Origin of the sequence: Bifidobacterium olomucense (assembly GCF_012932375.1) — a bacterium.
In the GTDB taxonomy this organism is placed as follows: domain Bacteria; phylum Actinomycetota; class Actinomycetes; order Actinomycetales; family Bifidobacteriaceae; genus Bifidobacterium; species Bifidobacterium olomucense.
Genome location: NZ_JAAIIG010000016.1, coordinates 1 through 19,412 on the forward strand (window position 1 = coordinate 1; position 19,412 = coordinate 19,412).

Annotated in this window: 13 protein-coding genes; 2 read left to right on the forward strand and 11 right to left on the reverse strand. The window is 62.0% G+C overall.

The window, feature by feature from the left end; genetic code table 11:
• Positions 1-13: 13 nt before the first annotated feature.
• A complete protein-coding gene (locus G1C97_RS11065; protein WP_169241795.1) occupies positions 14-625 on the reverse strand; it encodes a nucleoside deaminase in 612 nt (203 codons plus the stop codon).
• 162 nt (positions 626-787) lie between these two features.
• Between G1C97_RS11065 and G1C97_RS11070 the strand changes: the two genes are divergently transcribed.
• Complete coding sequence (locus G1C97_RS11070) at positions 788-2,860, forward strand: Na+/H+ antiporter (protein WP_169241796.1); 2,073 nt, start codon at positions 788-790, stop codon at positions 2,858-2,860.
• Between the two features lie 76 nt (positions 2,861-2,936).
• Here G1C97_RS11070 and G1C97_RS11075 read toward each other — a convergent pair whose 3' ends face one another.
• The 6 genes from G1C97_RS11075 to G1C97_RS12425 all read right to left on the reverse strand — a co-directional run bounded on the left by G1C97_RS11075 (position 2,937) and on the right by G1C97_RS12425 (position 13,149).
• Positions 2,937-3,680: a sulfite exporter TauE/SafE family protein gene (locus G1C97_RS11075; RefSeq protein ID WP_417852234.1), complete on the reverse strand. Its 744-nt coding sequence runs from the start codon at positions 3,678-3,680 to the stop codon at positions 2,937-2,939.
• Positions 3,681-4,076: 396 nt separating this feature from the next.
• Complete coding sequence (locus tag G1C97_RS11080) at positions 4,077-4,862, reverse strand: alpha/beta hydrolase (RefSeq protein WP_169241798.1); 786 nt, start codon at positions 4,860-4,862, stop codon at positions 4,077-4,079.
• Positions 4,863-4,902: 40 nt separating this feature from the next.
• Positions 4,903-5,748, reverse strand: a complete 846-nt coding sequence (locus G1C97_RS11085) for a hypothetical protein (protein ID WP_169241799.1) — start codon at positions 5,746-5,748, stop codon at positions 4,903-4,905.
• 191 nt (positions 5,749-5,939) lie between these two features.
• Positions 5,940-9,941, reverse strand: coding sequence for a murein biosynthesis integral membrane protein MurJ (locus G1C97_RS11090; RefSeq protein ID WP_169241800.1), 4,002 nt, complete (start codon positions 9,939-9,941; stop codon positions 5,940-5,942).
• Positions 9,938-12,229, reverse strand: coding sequence for a DUF6049 family protein (locus tag G1C97_RS11095; protein WP_169241814.1), 2,292 nt, complete (start codon positions 12,227-12,229; stop codon positions 9,938-9,940). The genes G1C97_RS11090 and G1C97_RS11095 overlap by 4 nt, the downstream gene beginning before the upstream one ends.
• Positions 12,230-12,294: 65 nt before the next feature.
• Positions 12,295-13,149, reverse strand: a complete 855-nt coding sequence (locus tag G1C97_RS12425; RefSeq protein ID WP_417852235.1) for an NUDIX hydrolase — start codon at positions 13,147-13,149, stop codon at positions 12,295-12,297.
• A gap of 359 nt (positions 13,150-13,508) precedes the next feature.
• Here G1C97_RS12425 and G1C97_RS11105 point away from each other — a divergent pair, with 359 nt between their 5' ends.
• The gene (locus tag G1C97_RS11105; protein ID WP_169241802.1) at positions 13,509-14,936 is read left to right on the forward strand and encodes a CCA tRNA nucleotidyltransferase; all 1,428 of its coding nucleotides are present in this window, start codon (positions 13,509-13,511) and stop codon (positions 14,934-14,936) included.
• 139 nt (positions 14,937-15,075) lie between these two features.
• Here the strand turns inward: G1C97_RS11105 and G1C97_RS11110 are convergent, their stop codons facing one another.
• From G1C97_RS11110 to G1C97_RS11125, 4 genes are read right to left on the reverse strand one after another with little or no spacing between them, the layout of a single operon-like run.
• Entirely contained in the window at positions 15,076-15,717 is a 642-nt protein-coding gene (locus tag G1C97_RS11110; protein WP_169241803.1) for a LytR C-terminal domain-containing protein, read from the reverse strand.
• Between the two features lie 45 nt (positions 15,718-15,762).
• The gene (locus G1C97_RS11115) at positions 15,763-16,776 is read right to left on the reverse strand and encodes a 4-(cytidine 5'-diphospho)-2-C-methyl-D-erythritol kinase (protein WP_169241804.1); all 1,014 of its coding nucleotides are present in this window, start codon (positions 16,774-16,776) and stop codon (positions 15,763-15,765) included.
• Positions 16,773-17,681, reverse strand: coding sequence for a 16S rRNA (adenine(1518)-N(6)/adenine(1519)-N(6))-dimethyltransferase RsmA (gene rsmA, locus G1C97_RS11120; RefSeq protein ID WP_169241805.1), 909 nt, complete (start codon positions 17,679-17,681; stop codon positions 16,773-16,775). The genes G1C97_RS11115 and rsmA overlap by 4 nt, the downstream gene beginning before the upstream one ends.
• A gap of 58 nt (positions 17,682-17,739) precedes the next feature.
• Positions 17,740-19,251 carry an aggregation-promoting factor C-terminal-like domain-containing protein gene (locus G1C97_RS11125; RefSeq protein ID WP_169241806.1) on the reverse strand — a complete coding sequence of 504 codons (1,512 nt, stop codon included), beginning with the start codon at positions 19,249-19,251 and terminating at the stop codon, positions 17,740-17,742.
• Positions 19,252-19,412 lie beyond the last annotated feature (161 nt).

The window sequence follows — 19,412 nt, forward strand, 5'->3', positions numbered from 1 at the left end:
GTGCAGGGGGGGGCTATCGGCGGGCGGCGAAGAAGGCGGTGAGGATCGCTTGGCAGTCGCGTTCGAGGATGCCGCCGTATACCTCGGGGGTGTGGCCCACATGCGGGTCGCGGGGGATGTCCCAGACCGAACCGCAGGCGCCGAGTTTGGCGTCCCACGCGCCGAACACGATGCGGCCGATATGCGTCTGGATACATGCGCCCGCACACATCGGGCATGGTTCAAGCGTGACCACCAACGTGCAATCGGCAAGATTCCACGCGCGCGCCGTCGGTCCGATGCTCGCCGCGGACGTTTCCCCGCTGGCGACGTTGCCTGCCAAGCCGTCCGGCGATGCACCGATTACCTCCGCGGCTTTTCCTCTTGACGCCGTTGCCGTTGACGCAACTGGTCCTGACGACGCGAGCCCGTCTGCCGCATGGAGGGCGCGGAACTGGGCGGCTTCGCGCATCGCAAGAATCTCGGCGTGGGCCAGCGGGTCGCCGTGGTTTTCGCGCGTGTTGTAACCGCGGCCGATAATCGCGCCATCAGCGTCGAGCACCACGGCACCGACCGGTACATCGCCGGCCGCCGCGGCGGTACGGGCCAGCTCCAACGCCTTGAGCATCGCGTCCTTATCATGCATACGACGAGTCTAAACCGTATGCTTCGGCGCACGGCTTAACGCGTTGTAGCAACAGGTTTCCTATACTTTGGCTGTTACACGAAAACCTGCACTCCGCAGATTCGTGCGGGAGCGACGAGCAGCGGTTTCCGCCGCTCACCATAGAGAGGGTGGAAGCGAAGTATGGCGGTATTCAAACTCATTGTGTGCATCATCGCAGCTGTGGTGCTGAGTTCGTTTATCAGTCGCTTCATCCCCAAAGTCTCCACGCCTCTGGTGCAGATTCTGCTTGGCGTGCTGGTGACCTATCTGCCGTTCTTCCCCAATGCGAGTCTGGACCCAGAGCTGTTCATGGTGCTCTTCATCGCTCCGTTGCTCTATCTGGAAGCGCATGAAATCGACAAGTCAGCCTTGCTGAAAACGTTGAAACTCAGCCTTTCGCTGGCCATAGGACTGGCGATCGCCACCATGGCTGCGGTCGGATTCATCCTGCACGCGGTCTGGCCGGCAATCACGTTGGCGGCTGCGCTGGCATTGGGTGCCGCACTTGGCCCGACCGACGCCGTGGCGGTAAGCTCGCTCGGCAAAGAGGCATCCTTGACACAGCGTCAACGAGGTGTGCTCAAAGGCGAATCGCTCTTCAACGACGCGTCGGGCATCGTCGGCTTCCAGTTCGCACTCGCTGCGGCATTCACCGGAGACTTCGCCGTAGGACAGGCCGCCGGCGAATTCGTCTTTTCATTCATCTGCGGCACGCTGTTCGGCTTGATCGTCGGCGCGCTCGCCAACTGGGTGTTTGAAACCGTGCGCTCGCTGGGTTGGGAAACCACCACCACCCGTATTCTGATGGAGTTGTTCCTGCCATTCCTGCTGTATCTGGGCGCTGAAGAATTCCACGTGTCCGGCATTCTGGCCGTAGTCGCAGCCGGCCTGTTCATGCGTTTCGATCGCACTGGCGTGGGGCCGAATGTGGCACGCACGAATATCGTATCCGGTTCAGTGTGGGGTGTGCTGAGCTTCTCCCTCAACGGTGCGGTGTTCATCCTGCTGGGCATGCAGTTGCCGGGAGCAATGGAAGCCAGCTGGTCCGATCCTCATATCAGCAACGCGAAACTGATCGGCATCATCGTGCTGGTCACGGCCGTGGTGATCGTGCTGCGATTCATCTGGGTGAGCGCCATGCTGCGCATCGCCCGAGACACGGCGACCGGTCGTCGTCGTCCGATGACCATCGAACGGTGGAGATCGGCCGCCGTGATGACCTTCGGCGGCCCGAAAGGCACCATCACCCTCTCACTGATGTTCACCATCCCGTACTACTTGGCGAGCGGCGTGCCGTTCCCGATGCGTGACGAACTGATCTTCATCGCCTCCGGCGTCATCGTCATGACCCTGCTGCTGGCCAACTTCCTGCTGCCATTGCTCGCGCCGAACCGAGGCAAAGACACCACTGCCGAAATGGTGCCGATCACCATCGAAGTGCTGCGCTCCACCGTGGAGGAACTGACCGGCCGAATCACGCCCGACAATCGCCGTGCCGTGCTGATGGTGATCGACCAGTACACCAAGCGCATCAGCCGTCTCAAGCAACGCATCGGCGAATCCGATCCGCAAGGCTTGGAGCGTTTGCAAATCGAAGCGCTGCATTGGGAGAAGGAGTTCGTGCGTGACCGCCTGGCCGAAACCCGCGCGCATCCGGCGGCGGACGAGGCCACGCAGGAACTGAACGTCGAAGCGTGCGAGCGTATGCTCGACCAGATCATGAACACGCTGCGCCACGCGTCCACCGATTCGAGCTCCGGACATACGGTATCGCAGATTCGTGGCCGCGGCCGTATGCTGCAGCGTCGTATCGGCAATCTCACCAAGCGCACGATCTCCAAGATCCGTCACACCACGCCGCTGGTGAGCGAAGACCAGATTTTCGCCCGTACGCGCGAAATTCAGGTCGAGGCGATTCATCACGTCATCGGCAAACTGCTGGACGAAATGGGTCAGGATACGTACAACACCGAACACTGCTCGGCGCTGCTGCTTGATTACCGTCGCGCTGAAGCCTCGCTGCAGGCCCGTCCGAACATGACCGGTAGTGCTGAGGTAATTCAGCAGATTGATGATGTGAAGCGCGAAAGTTACGGTATTGAACTGGGTGTGATTCAGGACATGTTTGAAGCCGGCGATATCAGCCGTGCTCAGATGCGTACGTTGAGACGCAATATTTATGTCATGCAAGTCGATGCCGATTCCGGCATCTGACCTGCATGACCGTCGCGGCACAGCCGCTCCCCTCACTTACGCACAGTCCATTGGACTGTGCGCTCATGGCTCGGACTTATCGGCGTATGGCCTGTATCGCCACCCATAGGGAGCGAACCAGCAGCACACACAGGTAGACGGTGAACAGGATCGCGCCGGCGCGCGGGCTGACGGCGGCGGCAATCCATGTGCCGAGCGGCGCGGTGATGGCCGCCGTAATGCCGATGATCAGCGCGGCCTTCACATGCACTAGATGCCGCCGCACATTGGCCACCGACGTGGTGATGGCGTTCGGGAACATGGCCAGTAACGAAGTGCCGCGCGCGATCAGATCGCTGGCTCCGAACAGAATCGACAGCGCCGGTACGCATATCGCTCCGCCGCCGATGCCCAGCAGACCGGCCAATATGCCGGCAATCAGGCCGAACGCCACCAGCCCGGCAATCGTGCCGGCATGCATCACGATACGTGCGTCACGTGAGGGATTCGACATCGCCTGATTCACGATCACGAACACCAGAAACAGCACGAACGCCCATCGCAACACCAGCTCGGGTAGCTTGGACAGCAGCCAGGAGCCAATCTGCCCGCCTACGAACATGCCGCAGAACACCAGCGCGGCAGCGACCCAATCCACGTCGCCTTCCATCGCATACGAAACCACACCGGAAACCGCGGTCGGCACGATCGCCATCATCGAAGTCGCGGCCGCATGCCGTTGCGTAAGTCCCAGCCATACCAATGCGGGCACGATCACCGTGCCGCCGCCGATGCCGAACAGTCCGGACAGGATGCCGACGGCCACGCCCACTACGGCCATGATGATCAGGCCGCGCGGGGACTCGTCCAGATGGTTCTCCTGAAGGCCGTCAACCTGTGATACGCCGCCAGTGCGGCTGGTGCTGGTGTTCGCTTCACTCACGCTGCCCAGTCTATGACCGGTCGGGTGGCAAACGGGCGTTGCCGTCCGTTTCGCGCAACAATCAGCGACGAATCCTTTGTAAGTTCGCGCGCTAACGAAGGGGTACGCGCACATACAAAGGATTGACGCCTCAAAAACCTTTGTAAGTTCGCGCGGTATACGTTAAAACCGCGCACATACAAAGGCTTCGGGCCGGTTTTCCGCAGCCCGCACTGTATCCCGCACCGGAAGCTGGAGCTGTGTGTTACGGCAATCAGCCGCCGCGCCACGCCCGACGATCAGCAGCGCCGGCCGCTACAGCACGCCGGAGGTGATGTCGTTGTCGAGCAGCCACTGCCGCAGATCGGCGAATTCCTCCAGACTGACGTTATGGTCGAGTCCGTGGTAGCTTTTGGTCTTCAGCCAGGTATGCTCCTCCAGCCAAGCGGCGGCGGCGAACAATTCGTATTTGGGGATCACGCCGTCGAGCTTGCCGTACGCGTAGAACACCGGAATGTCGAAGTCCGCCAGCCGATCGTCGGCGGGTGCGGTGCCGGGTACCTGGCCGGGCGCGTTGAATCCGGACAGGGAGATGACGGCACGATAGCGTTCAGGATTGATGCGCAACAGATGAACAGCCACCAGCCCACCTTGGGAGAAGCCCAGCGGCACCACAGGCCGATCAGCCGGAATATTGGCCGACACCCACTGGTCCACGGCCAGCGCGGCGGCGTAGGCGTCATGGTCGAGATCCTCGCCGATGGGCAGCGCGTCATGCAGCCACGCGTAATTGCCGGGATCACGGGCGGTTCCAGCGGCCGTGCCGGCAGCGTCACCGGCGTCCGGTTCGGCGAGCGTCAGCGGGCCCCGCAGGGATACGAAATCGTTATATGGGGCGATCAGGCGCATGATATCCGCCATATCGTCCTCGTTGGAACCCCAGCCATGCAGGCAGAGGAACATCGGATGCGTGGGATGTTGATCGAATCCACCGCGTGAGGTCGTGACATGCTCAACGGTGAGCGGGTCGCCAAAATGACCTGGAACCGTGGTGGATGCGCGGCCGCGCGCAGGGTGCGTGCTGTTCGTTGCTTCGCTCATACTGTCTCAATATAGAAGTTTTCGATGATGGGTATGGCGATTATTCCGCCGCCGATGCGTCCGAAGCGCTCATCGCTTCCATCGTGCCTCCCCACTGCTGCTGCAAGGCGGTCATCGCCTCGTTCTCGCCGAACACCATCCACCGTTCGCCGCTGAGCAACTGCCAGTCGCCTTGCGCCCGCTCGTCCGTGCTGTACTGGTTCAGCAGCGAGACGATGCCGCTACGCATCGGAGGCGCCCCTACAGCCGCAGCGGCCGGTGACTCGAAGGAGACGAACGCCACGCGTGGCTCGGCGCACATCTGCACGGTGGTCACTCCGGGAACACCGCCGGTATCCAGTCCCTGCCATCCGCCGGTGCATGCTCCGGCCGCCTGCTCTATGCCCTGCTCCATCTGGGAGGTGTCGTCTACCGGTGCCTTGTCATTCGACTGGTGGATAAGCCCTTCCGGAAACAGCACACCCACGGCCACTCCGACCGTCAGACAGAGCATCGCCGCCACCAGCGCAACGATGCCGCCGGCTCCGACGCCCCCATGCGTGGCATATTTGGGCATGGTCGCCCGTGCGGTAATCACCATCAGCACCGTTACGGCGATCAGCACTGCCGCCGTCAACGCGATATAGCGGCCCGGCACTCCGGTCATGGCCGGCACTGCATCCGGGGCTATTTCATGCACATCCGAGGCAAGCGCAACCAATACCGCCAGCACGCCGCTGACTGCGGCAAGTCTGCTGAACAATCGCGATGCTGGACTGCTGGTTTTCAGCGCTGGCCGAACGGCTCGTCTACTGCGGGAACGGCCATTGGCCCTTGTGGCTCGGCGCACATCGTCGTACTGCTCGTCACCGAAAAAATCGTAGTTCTCATCTTCGCTGCGGGACATCGGGCACCCCCTTCTTCCGGCCTACCGTCAGTCTACCGCTGATGATCAGAGGCCATCATCATTCGCGGGGATGAGCGGGGAAAGTCACGTCACACAGCGCAAGAACGCGAGCGGGGCGCCTTCCGCACCAGGAAGACGCCCCACTCACGCACACGCAATACAGTATTCAGCCCACGTTCGCTGCCGAACGATCAGAAGACCTCCACCTTCTGAATGTACAGCTGGTTCTGCGGCAAACTGTCGACCGGCACCCACAGGATCAGATCCTGGGTGTTGATCGTCTTGTCGAACTTGACTTCGGTGGTGCCGCCTTCCGCGAACGTGAACTTGGCCACCTGTTCGCCCTTTGTGGGGTCTTCGGTGGTGTTCGCGCGGATGTAGCCGGTGCCGCCGGAGGTGCGGATGGTGACGGTCATGCGGTATACGTCATGCGCCTGATCGAGGTGCAGATGGTAGGCGTATCCCTGCTGGCCGCCCGGATTGGTCAGGAAGTTCGCGCTGGCGATGGTGTACGCCGTGTTGTTCACGTGACGTGGCGTCGGCACAGCCTTGGCGTCCTTATCGGCCGTGGTCTTCTTCTTCGAGGTGGACTTCTGGGACTCCGAGGTGTCCGTCTGGTCCGACTTGCTCTGGTCCTTGTCGGTCGACGTCGAAGTGTCCGTCGATTCCGACTTCGTGCTGCTGCTGGAGGAGTCGGTCGACGTATCGGACGAAGTGCTGTCGGTCTCGTCACCGGAAGTGCCGGAAGTATTGCTGCCGAACGGCACGTCGTTGGCATCGATATCCGGCCACTCGCCTTCCGCGGTATTGGACTGCGGGTCTGCCGGGTTGACGCCGCTTGACTGGAAGGCGTGCACCGCCCAGAACGCGGCGGCGATCACCAGCACCAGCGCCACCACGATGGCTACCGCCTTCGTGGTGAAGGTGCCGAGCAGATGCTCGTCGGGAAGCTTGTTGTCTGCACGGGTGTTGCCGGTAGTCTCTTTCGGTTCGAAGCTTGGCGGCACTGCGCTGACCTCGGCGATGCGTGCCTGCTCCTCTTCCAGAGCGCGCAGGGACTCCTCGCCAGGCATTACTTCACGGCCTGAAGCGTCGAACACCGGGATGCGGCTGGTGGTTTCACCCACGGTGGTATCGCTCAGCCCGCCTACCGCAATCGGTACAGTGAGTCGGGAGTTGTCTCCCGGGCCGCCGGTGGGTGCCGGATTCATCTCGTTGTACCAGTCGCCGGTATCTTCGCCGGAAAGATTCTCGTGCTGCCAGGCGTCAGACAGATTGAAGTCAAAGAGACGGCGTGCATCCTGCTTGCCTTCCGGCAGCGGTACGGCACCTCCGGCTACACCGGCGGCCCCGGCGATGCCGGCGGCGGCACCTGCTGCGCCAATAGAGAGCTCAGGCAGTTGCGTGCGGTCCACCAGCGTGCTGGGCATGGCCACGATATGCGCCGGCTCAACAGGCTTGAGCGCCGCCGTGCCGATGGAGGAACGTCCCTCAATGCTCGACAGCGCGATGTCTGCGCCGTCCAGTTCGTTCAGCGGCTTCCAGTCGCCGAGCAGCGCCTCAAGCTCCACCAGTGTGGCCATAGGCAGCGTATGCTCGTCAGACTCGCTGAGCTCCAGTCCGCGCTTGCAGATCACGCGGAATTCGCCGGGCGTATCCGCCGGAAGCTGGGCCAGATCGAACGTCTGACCGGCACGTACCGGGGCGTGAGTCAGCATGGCGTACAGCAAGGCCGCCAACTGACGGATGGCGTGACGTTCGGGGCTGTCCTGCGCAGTGACGCCGCAGGTATCCACAATCATCGGAGTACAGGGAGCATCGGCGATCTGCACTCCGGAAGTCGTGACGCGAACCGTGTCCGTATTGATCGCGAGGCTGCTTGCGGAAGCGAGCGTCGAGCGCATCACATCGGTGCATTCGCCCAGAATGGAATGCATGGCGCTGTAGCTCAGCGGCTTGCCGGCATCGCCGAAGTATTCGGTGAGGGACTGACCCTCGTCCAACGGCATGATGATCAGCATCACGCCGGATTCCATACGATACTTGAGTACCGGGGAGACTCGATTGGGTTTGTTGGCCGTGATCTGGCCGGCAAGTTCGTTGACGGCGGCGAACGCACCGCGATCCGAAATGATGAACAGCTGGCAATCCCGAGCCAGCACGCGGTCGTTGGCCTTCCACGCTTCGAGGCCAGGTTCCTCACGCAACGAGGAGACCAGCGTGTATCGGTTGAGAATGGTATCTCCCAGATGCGGTTTCATGGGTTCGTCAGACTCCGTACGATTGTTGGTGGTATTGAAACGTAACGTTGACATTCTATCCGTCGGGCTGGCCTTGCGCATGGTCCTCGGGGATGAAATGGACAGGGCCGATGATGCGTTCGGTTTGGCTGAATCCGTCGGGCCGGCAGAGCCGGAGTCGGCTGCGGCGTCTGCCGGCAGCGACTCCGGCTTCGCGATATCGCGGACGTCGGTTGCCGCAGCGGCATCCGATGCAGACTCAGCGCTGGCCGCAGCGCCGTCGCCGGCCTCGCCGTTTCGCCCGAACCGCGCACGCAACGAGCGCATAAACGCCTTCAGCTCCGGGGTGCGCAGCACCCACAGCATCGCCACATATACTACGGACAGCACCACGGTAAGCACCACGCATATGCCGATTGCGGAGAACCAGCTCATGTGGCCGCCGACCGGTTGAATACGTACGCCGAACAGCACCGTCAGCGGTTGCTTGACCAACCATGTGACCGCTCCGGCCACAACGGCCGCCGCCAGCGCCTTGCCATAGGTCAGCGCGACGGCACGACCACCCAGATACCCGCCGAATCGTTTGCGCAGCATGGCCACCATCACCGGCAGCGCCACCATGGAGCTGATGGTCACTGCACAGGTGCTCCATGTCACCCAATGTTCCGGCGGCAGCATTGTCGTTCCGCCCACGATCAGCACTGCGGTGATCGTGTACTGCACCAATGCGGACAGGAAGGGGTGCAAGCCGTCTTCAAACGCATAGAATGTGCGCTGAATCAGCAGGAACGCCGCGCCCATCGGGGTGCCGATGGCCAATGCCACCAGCGCATAGGCGATCAGCATCGTCTCATTCATCGACACCGACGGCAGCAGCGCACGAATAATCGGCTCGGGGAAGACCACCATCGCGGTGCCGAAGAACGTCAGCAGCAAACCCACGTTCGACAAGGCGCTGCCCAGATCATGACGGGCCTCGTCGAGATCGTTGTTGGCCACCGCGCGGGAGATCTTCGGGAATATGGCTGTCGAAACGGAGACGGCGATCAGCGAATACGGCAGGATGAACAGCGTGTAAGCGTTCTGATAGGTGGCATTGCCGGCTACGGTGAACAAGCTTGCCCCGGTCAGTTCATGGGCGTACTGCGGCGCCATTGTGGTCACGCGGGAGAGTACGATGCCACACAACTCGCTGGAGATCACCACGCCGAGCGATCCCAGCGCCACCGGGCCCATGGCCTTCAAACCGAAGCCGCTCAACCCGAAACTGGGCCGGTATTTGAATCCCAGACGAGCCAAAGGCACGAACAGAATCAATGCTTGGAACGCCACACCCAGCGTCCAGGTTCCAGCGGTCAGCGCGATCTTATCCGCCGTCCAGAAGTCGAGCGGCTGCTCATTGGCTTTGCCGAACAGCATGATGAACGCGGTGAAACCGGCGCAGCTGATCACATTCGCACCGGTGGAACTCCACGCATAGGTGGCGAAATGGTCGCGCGCAGCCAGAATCTGCCCCAACACTGTATACAGGCCGTAGAAGAACACCTGCGGCATGCACCAGAGCGTGAAAGCGGTGGTGAGCGCCATCATCTGATGGTCGCCGCCACCCACGTACAGCATGGTCAGCAACGGTGCACAGGCGGTCATCAGCAGCGTCATGGCCAGCAACAGACCGATCGCCAACGTAATGAGTCGGTTCAGGCGTTCCTGCGCATCCTCTTCCTTCATCGTGCGCACGATCTGCGGCACCAGTACGGCGTTGAAAATACCGCCGGACACCAACGTAAACACCGACTGCGGAATCATCGAACCGGCCTGATAGGCGTTGGCCGCCAAACCGGTGGTGCCGATGGCCGCAGCCAGAAGGATGGTGCGCAACTGCCCGGTAATGCGGCTCGCCGCAGTGCCGGAGGCCATGATCAACGAATTACGGCCAACGCTAGAACTCATTCGTCGGGATCCTTCTTACGGTGGAATTGACGCCACAAGCCAACAATGCCCAGCAGTACGGCGAAGCCGATGATGATGAAACCGGAGGCGTCGCTGATGCGCATCACGCTGGTGATGGCGGTGTTCTGCGTATTGCCGAAGCTATTGCCCTCACGGTCCGTCATGGTCACATGCGCTGTAGTGGAGCCGGATGTGGACACGCGGATGGTGAACGTCACCTGAGCGTCGCTGTGCGCGGGAATGCTCACCTCGGCGTCACGCGAGGTGACGATCTGCATGGAATCGGTGATCGAATTGACTCGAATATGCACGGCGTACGGCAGATCGTTGCTGATGGTAATCGGCATTTTCGCGGATTCGCTGAATACCGAAACCGATTCGGACGGATTGATATGCACGCTGTTGAGCAGATCGCTGGCCAGCGTCTGCGCGCCCGTCGTCATGCGGGTGGACGCATCGGTATCGGCGGCACCGGTCAACGCGCGGACCGCCATATCGTCGTGAATGGCCAGCAACGAGCCGATCCAAGCCGTCGGATCACTGGTGTGCGTGGCGGTGCTGCTCGCATCGTGACGGGCCAGCGCTTGAGGATCGAGCGACGAGGCTTCGCTGGAATTGAGCTCGTTCTTCAAAATCGAGCCGGCCATGCGCATGATATCGGCGCGGCTGTTGGCCAGCTGGTTCAAGGTCGAATGTGTGGCCGTGACCTCTGCGGCCTTCGAATCATCGACGTTGACCTCACTGCTTACGCTGTACGGCTCGGCCTGGGTCATCGTATCGAGATCCGTGAGATTGAGCCAAGAGGCCTGCTCCAGGGCGCTCATCACCGCATCGATCCATGCCGCCGAATCGCTGCGGGAGAAGGTCATCAACAGATAACGCGAGGTGTACGGCTGTTCCATCTGGTAGAAGGCGCTCTGGGCCATCAGACGGGCCAGGCGACCGGCGTCGCTGGTTTCGGCGGCGGCCGTATCGCTGGTGGCCTGCCCCTTGGCGAGCGTGCCCAGCACAGCCTGCTCTTTGAGCACAGTGACATCGCCGGCATCCGTATTCACCACATACGTGCCGGTGTGTACGGCGTCGGTCTGGTCGGCGTCGAATGAGGCGTCGGCGATCACCGTGCTGTAGCCCTGCGTGCGGGCGGCGGTCAGGGCGTCCAGCGTCCAGGGGCCGCTGCCTTGCCAGGCGATGGGAGTGGATTCCTCGGTTTTTCCGCTCGCCTCATACAGCGATGTGGCCCGGTCGGCGTTCCACTGTTCCGTGGAGATGCCGGCCTTGCGGTACGCCTCGTCATCGCCGACCGCGGCGTACGTGGTGATGTCGAAGTCGGAAGGCTGCATGATGGCCGCAATGGACGGCTGTACGGCGGATTCCTGCAGATATTGCGGGTCTGCGACCACCTGCAGCGATCGATGCTTGGCGAACGTCTGGCCCAGCTCGCCAGCGGTGTCGGCATCGTTGCCGGACAGGGTGATGGCCCGGGCGACCGTATCGGTGGCAACGGCGCCAGCGCCAGCGGACGACGGTGACGATTGAGCGCCGTCCTTTTCGGACGATTTCGGCGTTGCCGGTGCCGCTGCTTTGCCGTCTTCCGTCACGGCCGATTTGCCGGAGTCGTTGTTCGCGGTGCTCGTGTCATCCGATTGTTTGGACGATGAACTTGAGCTGTCGCCGGCTTCATCGGTTTCCGCAATACGCTGTTTCACCGCGTCCTCGTCGACTTCCCAGGCGGACGAGGTGAACGGTACGGCTACGGTCAGGTTCATGGCCGGAGTCTGTGCGGTGGTCAGTCCGTCGGACGATCGGGTCAGGAAGGTGGGCAGTGCGGCGAGCAGCTGATTGCCGGTGATATAGGAGAGCATCAGGGGCTTTGGTCCCCAGCTGGCGAGGGCCGCCAACGTCTGTTGGCTGGTGCTCACGTTGATGCTGGCCGTAGCGCTGCCGTTGGCGGCGATCGCCGGCACCTGCACTGTTCCCAAAGAGTCGGGAGTGGGGATGCCTGCCGTATGTTCCGCCCAATTCTGCATGTCGGTGCGCGAAACGAACGTGAACAGCAGATTGGTGTTCAGGTATGCAGTGCCCGCCTCAGTGGCCTGATTCGTGTGATTGGTGATGGTGAAGGTGATATGGTAGCCCGACTTGGCGGTGACGACAGGTGTGGCCTGGTCGATGGTGATGTCATAGTCGGCTTGTGCCTCGGCCTGGCTGGTTGTGGTGCCGTCCGTTGCCGTGGCGGGATCGTCCGTATCATTCGCCTTGGCGAGGGTCGGTGAGGCGAGCATCGCCATAATGGCGAGTCCTGCCGCCAACGATCGGGCCAGACGTTTGCCGTATCGTGAGACTCCGGGTAGGTTCACTCGTTTGCCTGCCTGTTCTTCTTTCTGGCGTACAACCATGCGATTTTCCGCTCGTTCGGATAGCTCAATACGTCATCCAGATCATCGAAACGCACCCAGATGGCGTCTTCCGCCTCGTGATCGGGGTCGCCGTCCACGGTCAGTTCGCCGCCGATCTGCCGCAGCGCAAAGTGATGGACCAGCTTGTGTACGCGCTGCGTGGTGCCGGTGAACCAGTAGTCGATGGTGGCGATGGAGTCGATGACTTCACCCAGAATGCCGGTTTCCTCATGCACTTCGCGCACGGCGGTCTGCTGCGGGGTCTCACCTTTTTCGATATGGCCCTTGGGCAGACACCATTCCAGATGTCCGGAACGCGAATGACGGGCGATGATGGCCACGCGGTTGCGGTCGTCGAAAATCAGCCCACCGGCCGAATATTCGCGCACCACCGGCAGTTCCTGCGCATCCAGCGAAGCGAACGTGGTGGGACCGTCCGTGGCGCGACGCTGCGGCATCATGGCCGGCGTCGGGCCGCTCGGCGCCGTTGACGCGGCATGCACCTTGGCCATGCGCGCGGCGGTGGATGAGGCGATATGCGCCGGCGTGACGGCTGCCGGCGACTTGTTCGCGCGGTCGGCCGGATGCGACTGATGCTGCAGTTCCTGAAGACCCTTCACCGTCTGCAGGTTGCGCTGCGGGTCTTGGGGAACCGCCGGTTTGCGTTGGCCGTCGGCAAGTTTGCCGAAGACGTTGGCCGGCGTCGGGCGGGTGTCCGCCGGAGCGATTTCCGGGGCCACGGCACCGGCGATGCCATCGACCTGCCCCACGATCGTCTCGTTCGGGGTGGCGATGGTGACGGTGGCGTGCATGCCGAACACGGTTGCCGGCGTCGGCGGCTGCGGATGCGTCGGCTGCGGTGTCGGGATGTGTCCTTCCGCCGACCGCGGTTCGTCGGCGGCCTCGCCGGCATCATCTGCCGACGCGACGGCGAAGTCGCCGGTGGCCTCCTGAACCTCATAATCCCCATAATCGGCGGAATTCTGCGGTGTTTGCGAGGTATACAGCAGCTTGTCTTGGGTATGGTTGACCGCCGAATCGGGTGTTTGCCCCAGCATGCGGGCAAGGTCGGCGGGCGTAATCATGTTCTCCACCTTACTCAACCCCGTGTGCAGGTGGGGTAACGGTATGCTGGTAGGGCAGAAAAACGTCGCATACGGAAAGGCGCCCATTGGATTTCGAAGTATGGCCCGAAGCCATCGAACTTGGCCGATTGTTTGCACAGCAGGGCTATGAGCTGGCGTTGGTCGGCGGCCCGGTCAGGGATTTGCTGTTGCATCGGCCCAGCCACGATTTGGACTTCTGCTCATCGGCGCGGCCGGAGCAGTTTGAGCCGATACTGCGTCGGTGGGGCCGTGACGGCTTCTGGGATATGGGCCGCAAGTTCGGTACGTTGGGTGCCATGCGCCGGCGTGCCGACGGCACCGAAGTGAAGGTGGAGGTCACCACCTACCGTTCGGACACCTATGATCCGGATTCACGCAAGCCGGAAGTCAACTATGGCGACACTCTGGAAGGCGATCTGTCCCGTCGTGACTTCACCGTCAACGCGATGGCCCTGCGCGTGCCGGATCTTGAGTTCGTCGACCCGTTCGGCGGCGCCAACGATCTGGCCAAAGGCGTGTTGCGTACGCCGGTGGACCCGCGCCAGTCCTTTGACGATGATCCGCTGCGTATGATGCGTGCGGTGCGTTTCGTGGCGCAACTCGGCTTCAGTATCGCTCCCGATGCCGCCGAAGCGATTACGTCGATGCGCGACCGTATCGAGATCGTCTCCGCCGAGCGCGTGCGCGATGAGCTGACCAAACTGCTGCTGTCCGACCGTCCGCGCGCCGGACTGGAGGCGTTGGTCGAATCCGGCTTGGCGGATATCGTCTTCCCGGAGATTCCGGCGCTGCAGTTGCAGATCGATGAACATCATCGGCATAAGGATGTATTCGAGCACACGATGATGGTGCTGGAGCGCGCGATCGCATTGGAAACCGGTCCGGACGGCCCGGTGCCGGCTCCTGATCTGACGTTGCGCCTCGCTGCGGTGATGCACGACATCGGCAAGCCGAAAACCCGTCGATTCGAGCCGGGCGGCAAGGTGAGCTTCCATCATCACGATGCGGTGGGTGCCAAAATGACCCGCAAGCGGTTGAAGGCGCTGCGCTTCGACCATCATGTGGTGGATGACGTGTCCGAACTGGTGAACATGCACCTGCGGTTCCACGGCTATGTGGATGAGCCGTGGACCGATTCGGCCGTGCGCCGCTACGTCAAGGATTCCGGCCATTTGTATGAGCGGCTCAACCGTTTGACCCGCGCGGACGCCACCACGCAGAACAAGCGCAAGGCGGCGATTTTCGCGCATGCCATGGATGAGATGGAAGAGCGCGTTCGCGAGCTCAAGCGCAAGGAAGACTTCGACGCCATCCGTCCCGACCTGGACGGCAACGAGATTATGGCCCTGCTGGGTCTGGAACCCGGTCCGATGATCGGCCGCGCCTACAAGCACATGCTGGATTACCGTCTCGATAACGGGCCGGTGGAGCATGATGTGGCGGTGGCCGAGTTGAAGCGCTGGTACGCCGAAGAGGTCGCCGAAGGGGTCTGAGATTTACGAGACGAGAGACCTGTAGCGCATAACAACAGTGTGGCCCGGTGAGCATTGCATATTGCATCGCTCACCGGGCCACTGTTTTCGTCGTGCCTGCGCGTATCGCGGCGTTACCGCATGTCTACGGGCAACCGCATCACTGCGCGTCGCTCTGCGTGGTGTATGCGTCGTGCTTGGTGTCCGCGGGCAGCTTGGTCATGCTGTCGGCTGCCTTGCAGCCTTCGATGTTGGTGATTTCCTTGCCGGACTTCGGCGAGGATTCGGTGTCCTGCAAATCCGAGAACGTGGCGCCGATCACCACGTCGATGAGCTGATCTTCGCGCGCCGTCATGATCATTGTGGCATCGGTGAAGTTGCCGGCCAGCGTATAGGCCTGATTGATCGCGTTCTTGCCGAAGTAGATGGTGGTGCGCTCCACGCTGGTGCTCGAATAGTTCTCGATGCTCTGCACACTGAAGCCGCGATTGGTGAGCGCGCCGCCCACCGCCTTGGCGAAACCAAGATGGTCGGTGCCGTTCAGCACGCGCACGCCCACGGAAGCGTTCGCCGCATAGGTGGCCTTGCCGTTGGCGTCTTTGACGGCACACGGAGCGGCATTGCCGAAGTTCGGCGCGGTTCGGGCGGTGGAGACCTCTCCAAGCCCGAAGATATGGAAGTTGAACAGCACGGCGACGACCAGGAAGATGGCCAGCAGCGTGCCGCTGATGGAGAAAACGATGGTCTGACGGCGGCGTACATACGCCTTGCGGGCCTCACGTTCATCAAACGGATGCATCATCGTGGAACTTCCTTTGCCTATCTTCGACTTGTTGCTACCTTAGCGTCAATGGCTGACGCCGATCGAGGGCTTTGCCGGGGCAATGGCCCGGATGATGCGATCGACCAGCGCCTCGTCTCGCCAGGCCGTGATCACCTGATCCGCTACGGTGTCGTCGGGTACGAACGCCACCACCGATGGCCCGGATCCGGATACGAATGCGTGACGGGCGCCGGCTGCGGTGGCGGCTTCGATCGCCTGACCGCTGCGCGGATGCAGGCTGACGGCCGAAGCCTGCAGATGATTGGCGTCCTGTGCTCCCGCACCCACCACATCGAAGGTGTGATACACCTCGGGAGTGCTCAGCTGCGACTGGTATGCGCCCACCAGCACCTGACCGGCGAACCCTTCCTGTGCCAGACGTAAGCCCTGTTCGCTGTCCGGGGTGATGTCGGTGATCCGTTCGCCGAATCCGGTGCCGCGTGCGATGCCGCCAGTCACGCAGAACGGCATATCCGCGCCCAAAGTGGCGGCGATGGCCCGCAGACGCGCCACCGGCCAGTTCAAATCCCAGAGACGATTCACCGCCAACAGCGTGGCGGCCGCGTCTGCCGATCCTCCGCCCAAGCCGGCGCCGACGGGAATGCGTTTGGTGATGGTCAACGCCACATCCGGTTCGCGCCCGGCCGCTTCGGCCATGGCGAACAGGGCCAATGCCGCATGATTGCGGCGCATGTCGGCGCTTGATGAGGCCAAATCGCCCAGATATGCGCCTTCAATGGCCAGCGAGAACCCGGCACCGGGCTGCTTGGCCGTAGCGGTGACTGTGTCGTAGACGCCGACTGCACAGTAAATGGTGTCCAACTCGTGGCGGCCGCCCCACTCTTCATGGGTCGGTCCCACATGTAGTACGAGATTGGTTTTCGCCGGGCAGTCCACGCTTACGGTGAGCGGTGTGGCGTTCGATGCATGCAAGGTATCGGATGCGCTGGCGGTGTTGGCGGTGTTGACAGCGGTGGCGGCTATGGCCGCGGCGTCGGACGCCCTATGCCGCACCAATGTGGGGGATATTGCACTCATGCCGTCTCCTTTCCGGTGCTTTCCACAGCCTTGGCCAATGCCGCGAATTCGACGATGGTCAGCGTTTCGCCGCGACGGGTCGGATCAATGCCGGCGGCCTCGAACGCTTCGGCCGGCACCATGGTTTTGAGCGCCGCATGCAGTGTTTTACGACGCTGGCCGAATGCCGCGTCGATCAGACGGAACACCAGTTCACGAGAAGGCGCGTCAGGTCCGAATGCCGGCGACGCCGCATCATCTGCCTTGAACCGAGTGAATCGCACCAACGCCGAATCGACGTTCGGTGCCGGCCAGAACACATTGCGGCCGATAACCCCAGCGCGCTCCGCCGTACCGTACCAGGCGAGCTTCACGCTGGGAGTGCCGTAGATTTTGGAGCCGGGAGTGGCGGCCAGACGGTCGGCCACCTCCTTTTGCACCATCACCAGGAACGAGCCGAGATTATCGAATCGCTCCAGCAGGGTGAGCAGGATGGGCGTGGCCACGTTGTAGGGCAGATTGGCCACCAGCGTGAATGAGTCGTCGCCGTCGAAATCCGGCACATTGTCCGGCGTGACGGTCAGCGCGTCACGGTTGACGACCTTGAGCCGGTCCGCAGCCTCGGGCATGAATTCGGCCACTGTGCTTGGCAGCCGTTCGGCGAGCGGCGGGTCGATTTCCACAGCCGTCATCGCGGCGCCGGTTTCCAGAATGGCCAACGTGAGCGAACCCAAACCGGGGCCCACCTCCATCACATGATCGTTCGCGGTGACGCCCGCCTCGCGCACGATACGACGTACGGTACCGGGGTCGATAACGAAATTCTGGCCGAACTTCTTGGTCGGGCTCACGCCGGCATCGGCGGCAATACGGCGAATATCTGCGGCACCCAGCAGGTGGTCGGCGGAGGCGTCATCATGATTCATATGCTTGATTCCTTGGGATTCCTCGGTGTCTCATACAGTTTGCGTTGGTGGTGTCGGATCAGTACCAGCCGACATCTTCCGAATGTTGCCAGGCTACCGACGGGCTGCCGTAGCGTTGGGCGATGTACCACAGGCCCCAATCGATTTGCACTGCGGCGTCGTCGCGCCAGTTGGCGCCGAACGTGGCCATTTTGTCTCCGGGAAGCGATTGGGGGATGCCGTAGGCGCCGGACCACGGATTTTCCGAATACCACAGCCAGCTGGATTCACGATTCCATAATTTGACCAAGCAGTCCCATTCGTTTCCGGTCCAGCCGCGCTGTGCCGCGGCACCGGCCGCATAGGCCTGTGCCTGGGCCACCGTGGCGTGCCAGAGGCGGCCTGAAGGCGTGGTGGTCGAGCCGGAATTTCCGGAATTGCCGCCGGAGTTATCAGTGCCGTTGTCGGTGCCGCCTGCATTATTGCCGGAGTTGCTCCCCGAATTATTACCCGAGTTGCTCCCGGAGTTGCTGCTGCCACCGGAATTGTTGCCGTTGTCGGGCGTAGGGGTCGGGGCGGGCGTATCGGAACTTCCGGAGTTTCCGGCGTTGCCCGAATTACCGGAGTTCTTGTCGGACGAATCGTCCTTGCCCGCGTTCTCATCGCCCGGATTCGAGCCGGCGTCGGCCTTATCTCCGGAGTTTGCGGAGTCCGACGAGTCGGACCCGTCAGAAGCGGAAGAATCCGGACCCACGGCGATGATCTGGTCGACAGCCATCACCGTAATGGTTTCGGATTTCAGCGTCTCCGACTCGGCCTCGCCGTCCACATAGGTGACGTCATACACCTGGGTCTTCTCGCCGTTGACGCCCTGCTGACGAATTTCCGTCTGCCCTTCGGCCAGATTCGGATCGATCACGGTCTGCGTGGAGAACGGGATCATCGAGGTGCGGGTCTCCTCACCATGGGTCACGCGGCGTACGCGCAGTACCGTTTCGTCGCCGTCTTTTTCGACGCTGACGCGATCCTCCTTGTTCAGCACAATGCCTTTGGAGTCCAGAATGGAGGCTGCCGGCAGCTTGCCGTTGGGCGCCACCGAGCTTTTGCCGTCGGCGATGACGGTGACCGGACCGGATTGGTTGATCACCAGACCGCCGGTGAGCTGGTTGTAGACATTGTCGATATCGACGGTGATGGCAGCGTCGTTGGGCTGGTTTTCCTGGAAGAAGCCGAGCAGCTGGTCGGCGCTGGTGGCCACGGTCCAGAACGGTACGGAGACGCCGTCGATGGTGATGGTGGTCTGATACGCCGATTGCACGCTGACCACGGCATGATTGGCCAGCGTATTGCCGGACGATGTGGTGACGATGTCATGCGTTTTGACATCCACACCCTGCTCCTCAAGCAGACGGGCGGACGTCATGGCATACGTGGTGACCTGCGTGGTCTCCCCGTTGATGGTCAGGGCCACGGTTTTGCGCGCGGTGAAGGCGAATGAGCCGACCGTCACCATGCTGACTGCCGCTACACAGGCGGTTACGCGGATGCGACGCAGTGTAACAAACCGCTGCGGGGTCCAACGCCGTGCCATAATACCCAGTTGACCTTTCCGAAAAACCGTGTGCAGATACCGCTTCCGCGACTCGCGCGGAAGACATACTCACCCAATCGTAATGGCTGGCCCGGCCGTGCGGGCTAATGCCACAGGCACTGTCACCATTCCTCTGCTTTAGTCGCTGCGTAAGCCTTTGG

Excerpts from the sequence above, each read along its gene's own strand:
- G1C97_RS11065 (WP_169241795.1), bottom strand. The coding sequence starts at position 625 with ATGCATGATAAGGACGCGATGCTCAAGGCGTTGGAGCTGGCCCGTACC.
- G1C97_RS11070 (WP_169241796.1), top strand. The coding sequence starts at position 788 with ATGGCGGTATTCAAACTCATTGTGTGCATCATCGCAGCTGTGGTGCTG.
- G1C97_RS11075 (WP_417852234.1), bottom strand. The coding sequence starts at position 3,680 with ATGGCCGTAGTGGGCGTGGCCGTCGGCATCCTGTCCGGACTGTTCGGC.
- G1C97_RS11080 (WP_169241798.1), bottom strand. The coding sequence starts at position 4,862 with ATGAGCGAAGCAACGAACAGCACGCACCCTGCGCGCGGCCGCGCATCC.
- G1C97_RS11085 (WP_169241799.1), bottom strand. The coding sequence starts at position 5,748 with ATGTCCCGCAGCGAAGATGAGAACTACGATTTTTTCGGTGACGAGCAG.
- G1C97_RS11090 (WP_169241800.1), bottom strand. The coding sequence starts at position 9,941 with ATGAGTTCTAGCGTTGGCCGTAATTCGTTGATCATGGCCTCCGGCACT.
- G1C97_RS11095 (WP_169241814.1), bottom strand. The coding sequence starts at position 12,229 with ATGGCGATGCTCGCCTCACCGACCCTCGCCAAGGCGAATGATACGGAC.
- G1C97_RS12425 (WP_417852235.1), bottom strand. The coding sequence starts at position 13,149 with ATGCACGCCACCGTCACCATCGCCACCCCGAACGAGACGATCGTGGGG.
- G1C97_RS11110 (WP_169241803.1), bottom strand. The coding sequence starts at position 15,717 with ATGATGCATCCGTTTGATGAACGTGAGGCCCGCAAGGCGTATGTACGC.
- G1C97_RS11115 (WP_169241804.1), bottom strand. The coding sequence starts at position 16,776 with ATGAGTGCAATATCCCCCACATTGGTGCGGCATAGGGCGTCCGACGCC.
- rsmA (WP_169241805.1), bottom strand. The coding sequence starts at position 17,681 with ATGAATCATGATGACGCCTCCGCCGACCACCTGCTGGGTGCCGCAGAT.
- G1C97_RS11125 (WP_169241806.1), bottom strand. The coding sequence starts at position 19,251 with ATGGCACGGCGTTGGACCCCGCAGCGGTTTGTTACACTGCGTCGCATC.